At 64.9% G+C, this 6,459-nt stretch carries 3 protein-coding genes; 2 read left to right on the top strand and 1 reads right to left on the bottom strand.

Features of this window, described 5'->3' with window-relative positions; all coding sequences use genetic code 11:
* A partial coding sequence (locus FXO23_RS51215; RefSeq protein WP_218952319.1) for a CBS domain-containing protein occupies nt 1-802 on the top strand: 802 nt, incomplete at its 5' end.
* A 274-nt stretch (nt 803-1,076) separates the two neighbouring features.
* Here the strand turns inward: FXO23_RS51215 and FXO23_RS42605 are convergent.
* Nucleotides 1,077-4,607 (bottom strand): tetratricopeptide repeat protein, encoded by a 3,531-nt coding sequence (locus tag FXO23_RS42605; RefSeq protein ID WP_246258369.1) that lies wholly within the window; start codon nt 4,605-4,607, stop codon nt 1,077-1,079.
* 235 nt (nt 4,608-4,842) lie between these two features.
* Between FXO23_RS42605 and FXO23_RS42600 the strand changes: the two genes are divergently transcribed.
* The gene (locus FXO23_RS42600; RefSeq protein WP_246258367.1) at nt 4,843-6,459 is read left to right on the top strand and encodes a tetratricopeptide repeat protein; all 1,617 of its coding nucleotides are present in this window, start codon (nt 4,843-4,845) and stop codon (nt 6,457-6,459) included.

Genomic DNA, 6,459 nt, shown 5'->3' with positions numbered 1-6,459 from the left:
CGATTCCGACGCCGACGCCGACGCCGACGCCGACGCCGACGCCGACGCCGACGCCGACGCCGACGATGGTCATCCACCTCAGATCGGGATTAAGGTCGGCAATGTACCGTCAGCTCTCAGCGGGATCACTGCCGTAACACCAGACAGCACTGTCGAGCAGGCAATCACACTGATGCAGATTGACGACTTCTCTCAGTTACCAGTGCTGTCCACCAATAAGCGCAAACTGGTCGGCGCGGTCACATGGAAGTCGATCGCAATCGCAAGACATATCGACCCTTGCGCCACACTGCATGCTTGCGTAATCGAGGCCCCAGAAATCTCATACGACCGAGAACTGGTGGATGTCCTGGGCGTACTTCAAAGCGTCGGATTCGTCTTTGTCCGCAACGAAGTGAACGAAGTCAACGGCATCGTGACGGCAACCGATCTGGCACACGCGTACGGCGAGATGGCAGCACCGTTCTTCCTAATCGGAGAACTGGACCAACTGTTGCGACATATCATAAGCACGCACATTCCTCTCTCCGACGTTGTCGCACTGTGCGACTCCTCGGGATCACGAAAAATCACCTCATTCGACCAGTTAACCATGGGCGACTACGAGCGAACCCTGCAGAACCCCAAGGCATGGGAACGCTTGAACACTAAGTTGGACCGCACTCACTTCTGCGCGCGACTGGGAACAATTCGTGACATCCGAAACGACATTATGCATTTCAATCCGGAAGACATTCCCGCGAACACCGTCAACATGCTCCGAAACCTCTTGCGCATGATTCGGCTCCACATGCCGGTCTGATCCGGCGGATATGGTCGATAATATCCCAGAATCCGGTGCCGTACTGGTCGTTGCCCAAAAACCATAGAGCGTCGCTTCCTCGCTCCGCCCCTCCCTGTCGAAATAATGGCTTTCGATTGCGACGGATCCAATCTATCCCGAGAATATCGTCGGACTCTATGACAGGCCACCGATTCGAGGATCCCACGCAATGGCGTGCGCCTGCTCCATGAGACCTCTGGCCTACGCGCTAGCGGGGATTCTCCTGCTCGCGCAGTCATGGCTGCTCGATCGATCAGGAGCCGCCGAGCAGGGACTTCATCGCCTGAACGAGGTTGGCGGCGGCCATAGCCCAGGTTCGTTTCGTCGCCATCTCCACGCGCAATGCCCTAGCCGCCGAGAACGCGGGACGCGGACTGTTCAGCACGGCTGAAATCGCGTCGCCCCAGCGCAGCGTGTCCACCTGCTCGTTGTTGGTCACGGGGATCACCCGGGGCGAAAGCTCCACCGACAGTTCGGCACGCTCCTCGTCCAGCAGTGCGCCCAGGCCGCTCTGCTTGCTGACGAGCGTTGGGACGCCGGTGGCGATCGCTTCCAAGCCCACCAGCCCGAACCCCTCGGTCCGCGAGGGCATAAGGACCAGATGCGCCTGGTGCAGATCCTGGCTAAGCGTCGCCGTGTCGGCGGAATAGGGCCGCGGCACGACACGCAGCGACGCAACTTCGGCCCAGTCCTGGATCGAGGCGGCCAACGCCTTTCCGCTGCCAGCCTCGACACCACGCAGCACCAGTTCCACCTCAGGGTCGTTCGGCCCTCGCTGCATCAGCACGTGTCCGAGTGCCCTGGCCGCGATGTCCAGGCCCTTTAACCGTGCTTCGCGTAGACTCAGTCGTCCGACGAGCAGGATCCGTACGGTGTCGCTCGGCGGCGGAGGTCCCAGCGCCGGCTCCATCATGTCGAAGCCCGGGTCGAACCGCAGCGGTTCCGGGGCGCCCGAACCGTGCAGCCGGTCGCGCAGGTAGTGGTATAGCGCTGGGCCGACACCGATCGCCAGATCGGCCCTTCGGGCGATCACCAGTTCGTCCTGGATCCGCTGCTCGGCCGCCGCCATCGGATCGCTGCCCAGGCCGTGTTCCTTCTCGAACTCCACGCGGTCGGAGATCACGTGGAAGAAGTGCAACAGCTTCGCGTCCCGGAAATGGTCTTCCACCAGCCACAAGGCAGCCTCGCCGGTTTTGCGACCGTGCCCGATGACGAAGTCCGGCACTACCCCCGAAGGTAGCCCCGGCAGCCGGGACAGCGCGGACTCGGGGGCACCCAGCGCAGGCGGCGGGTGGACCAGGTGCACGCCGACCGACTCGGCGTCGCGCCGCTCATCTTCGGAGGCGTATGGCGTCGAACAGTAGACCTCGATTCCCTGTGCGGCCAACGCTTTGCAGAGCTCGCGGTTCAGCGTGCTCAAACCTCCGTTGCGGGACGTCCACTCGTCGTTGACCGCCAGCACGCGCACCGACTGCCCGGCAACCGCTTTCGTCGACGCCCTCGGTTGGCCCTCTGAATCGGACGTCATCTCTGTCTCTCTGCTCTGCGCAATCCGTTCGCTGCGCAACCGCTCCGCATTCTCGGCAGCACCCACTTCCTCGTACAGGGCGATCGCCGCAGCGAAATGCGCATCGGCGTCGACCACTCGGCGTTGGGCCGTAGCCACGCGGCTCAGTCCCTCGAAGGCCACCGCCTCCTCCTGCGGTGCTTCACCGGATCGAGCGAGCTGGATGGCCTGCTGGTAGTACTCGGCAGCCTTCTCCAAGTTGCCCAGCCGGAACTCCGTCTCGCCAAGGTGGGACAGCAACTGGGCGGTGTCACCGTCCCGGAAGTTGAGCGCCACGAAATCCTCGTAGGCCCGGGAGAAGTTCCGTTCTGCCTCGACTAGAAGTCCCAGCTCCAGTTCGCAGCGAGCGATGCAGTCCAGGGCGATCGCGGCGTTGGAATACTGCTCCCGGCCGCGGTAGAAGTTCCACGCCGTCCGGGCCAGCTCGCGCGCGGACTCGTACTCCCCGTTGTCATGGGCCAACCAGGAGTGGTTCGCCACAACGTTCATCTCACCGTAAGGATCCTTGGCCGTGACGAACTCGTCGCGTGCCCTGGCGTACAGCCGCATCGCCTCGTCCCTCCTGCCAAGCTGTGCGCAGGCCAGCCCCAGGTTGTTCAAAACGATCGCCACCACCTGGTGGTCCTGGGACCCGGCTGACTCGAGCGCCCGCTCGTAGCAGGCGGTCATGAGCTCCCACTGCTTCGTGGCGTAGAAGTAGCCCCGCAGGTAGTAGACGAACCGCCAGCAGGCTCCGCTCTCTCCGCGCTCGCTCATCTCTTGCACGATGGGCAGGAAGTTGTCGACCTCCCGGTCCATCCACCCCTTGGCCGTATTCGCGTCCGGAAACTCCTGCACAGTCACCGCCGACGACGGCGGCTCCAGGGGCACCTGGTAGCGGTGCTCGTTGATACGGGTGTCCGCCGCCGCGACGGAATGCAGGCAGTAGTCGAACAGCCGACGCCGGGCGGCCATTGCCTCCGATTCGGACAGTATGCCGACTTCCGGCTGGCGTAGATGGTCGCGCAGCAGGTCGTGCAGCCGGTAAGCATTGCTCGAATGCCGTTCCAACATCCCCGACCTGATCAGCCCGTCAAGCAGATCCTCGGCAGCCGCTGGTGCGACCCCGGCGAGGCTGCCCGCCGCATATGCGTCCACCCGGGGCCCGGGGTGCAGCGCGATCAGAGAGAGCATGGCCCGCTGGGCATCAGACAGAGTCGTATAGGACGCGTCGAACACGGCGGTCATGCTCCGAACACCGTCATCGAGTTCGCGTAACCGCGCGGTCTGATCTGCCAACCGCGCCGCGACGTCCTCCAGCCGTCGCACCGGGTTGTCCCGGAACCGCGAGGCCACGATGCACAGCGCCAGCGGCAGTTCGCAGCAGATCCGGGCGATGTCGGCGACCACAGCCGGATCCCCGCGTTCGTCGGACTCCGGGGAGAGCCTGGCGACCCAGTGGAACAGTTCCACCGCATCGCGCGGGGCAAGAGCGGTCACCTTCCGGTGCTCCGCGGCGTCGAGGGCGGTCAGCGCCTGCCGGCTCGTGATGATCATCGCCGAACGGCCGTTCGGAGGCAGCAGGCCGGTCACCTGCGGAGCATTCCGCACGTTGTCGAGGATCAACAGCACCCGACGACCGGCCAGCTTCTGCCGTAACAATGCCCGCCGGTCCTCAGTGGAGCGCGGTACCAGCTCACCCGACACGCCGAGGCGGCGCAGCACGCGGTCGAGCGCCTCATCCTCACCCACCGGACTGTGGTCCAGGTTATACCCCTGCATGTCCAGGTATACCCGGCCGTCGGGATACTCGTCGTGCATCAGCTCCGCGACCCACAGAGCAATGGCGGTCTTACCTACACCCGGCATCCCGTACAAGATGCAGGCGTGCGCCGTACGCAGGCCATCGGCAGCCTTGAGGTGCCGGCGGACAGCTTCCACTTCGGTGTCCCGACCGATCAATCGGCGTGGGCCGGCGGGCAGGTCGAACTTCGGCTCGCCCTCAGCCCGCCGGACCCCGATGGCGAGCACCGCGGCCGCGCGGGCCAGTTCGTCTCCGGTGCCGAACACCCGATCGCAGGCGGCGGCAAACGTCGTCGTCGGCCGGGCGAGCCCGCGCTCCACCCGGCTGATCTGTGGCTTGCTGTAGTGGACAAGGTCGCCGAAGTCCTTCATGGACAGGCCGCTGGCCAATCGCAGTTCCCGCACTCTGGCACCGAATGCAGCCCGGTCCTTCAACGCGCCCCCTCCTGCGGCTACAGTCCGCCAGCCCGCCCATTAGATGGTCGGGCATCGGGCACACACAGGCGACCAGATTCGCCCTGTTCGCCGTTGCCAACCATGCAGGAAACAATGTAACGGCTCGACTCGAGGTGCCAACTGGTACTGATGGTGAACCCTGGGGGCAACTGGGTGAAGGCGTCACCCGATGAGATGAGCCCGCAGTGTCGAAGAGAGAGGACTGTACTACCTGGTGGAACCGATCTATGACGTCTTTCTGTCGTTCTCAGGCGCGGATCGGGAACCGGGCCGAGAACTCGCCACGGAGCTGCGTGCACTCGGCTTGCGGGTGTTCCTCGACGAGGATGGGATCGAACCGTTCACTGGAATCACCGATGGTATCGAGCACGCACTGAGAACGACGAAAACGCTGGTCGCCTATTATTCCGCCGACTACGCGACCCGGCCGGCGTGCCAGCGTGAGCTCATGACGGTCTTTCTAGCCGGACAACGCGAAGGCAGCCCCTGCCGACGGATCATGGTGATCAATCCCGAGCGGGACACCGATCACCTGCGACCGATCGAGCTGGCAGACGCCAAGTTCGTGCTTCCCTCGACCGGGGTCGTCGGGCTCGCACGGCAAGTCATGAAACGGGTTGCGGAGATCGATCGACCGGTCGGCGAGGTTCTACCCGCCCGGCACCTGGGTTGGTCAGCCCCCCGGGCGAGCAGGGTGCGCAACTTCGTCGGCCGCTACCGAGAACTTTGGGACCTGCACTCCGCGTTGCTCGCGGCGGACTACCCATTCATTCAAGAGACGGCCTGCGGGGCGTTCGCAGCCGTGTGCGGCCTGCCAGGTGCCGGCAAGACCTCACTGGTCACCAACTATGCCTGGCGCTTCGCCGCCGCCTTCCCCGGCGGTACTCACTGGCTGAGCCTGGCCGGACAGGATGCGCTGGGTGAGCGATACGCGCGCGAACTGCGCCGCATCGCACCCGAGCTCGGCATTGACCCCGCCGCGGTCGGCGAGGATCGGCTCGCCGACTCGATCGCCCAGCACCTGCGAGGCACCGGCACCTCGACGTTGTGGATCATCGACGACGTGCCGGACGACGTCGGCCCCGAGATCCTGGACCTGCCATTCCCCACGGATACCTTGGCGCGGACCGTGCTGGTCAGCAACGAGGACGTCTTCCGTGGCCTGATGCCAGTAGTCCATGTGGGTCCGCTCCCTGAGTCCGACGGGGCCACCCTGCTCGACCGCTACCGGCCAACCGAGAGTGCGGCGGACCGCTGCGCGCGGGAGCACATCCTGCGCCGTCTGGGTGGCAATGCGGCGGCGCTGGTCACCGTGGGTGAGCACCTCCAGGACAGGCAGGGCCTGTCCTCGTACACGTCCTTCCTCACGGAACTGGACACCGCTGGAGCAGTCACCGACCTGTTGTTCGGCAGTGTCCGTCGCCTCGTCGACCGGATGGGACCGGTCGAACTGGCCCTGCTGCGCCTGGCCGACCGCACCGGGACGACCGTGTTCCCGGCCCAACTGCTGGCGGCGCTGCCCGGCCTCTCCAGGGTGGACGTCGGCGAGGCGCTGAAACGGCTACTCGCCCGCTCGGCCGCTTCCCGCACTAGTGCGGTGTGGCGGCTGGACCCGTTGGTCGTGCGCGCGGCCCGCGGCCATTCTCACCACGCCGACGTACCGGACATCCCCCTCGCACAGGTCAACGATGTCATCGACCGTATTTCCTCCTTTTCCGGCCTCACCCACCACGAGAAGCAAGTGTCGCACGAGGTGGCGACCGCCGAACCCTCATTGGGCATTTTTCATCTTGGTTTTTGCTGGTGGGGTGGGGTTGACCGGGTGTGGTAG

It is taken from the genome of Amycolatopsis anabasis, from assembly GCF_009765355.1.
Lineage (GTDB): Bacteria > Actinomycetota > Actinomycetes > Mycobacteriales > Pseudonocardiaceae > Amycolatopsis > Amycolatopsis anabasis.
The sequence above is the reverse complement of the archived record's forward strand: the minus strand, read 5'-3'. Positions and strand labels throughout refer to the sequence as shown.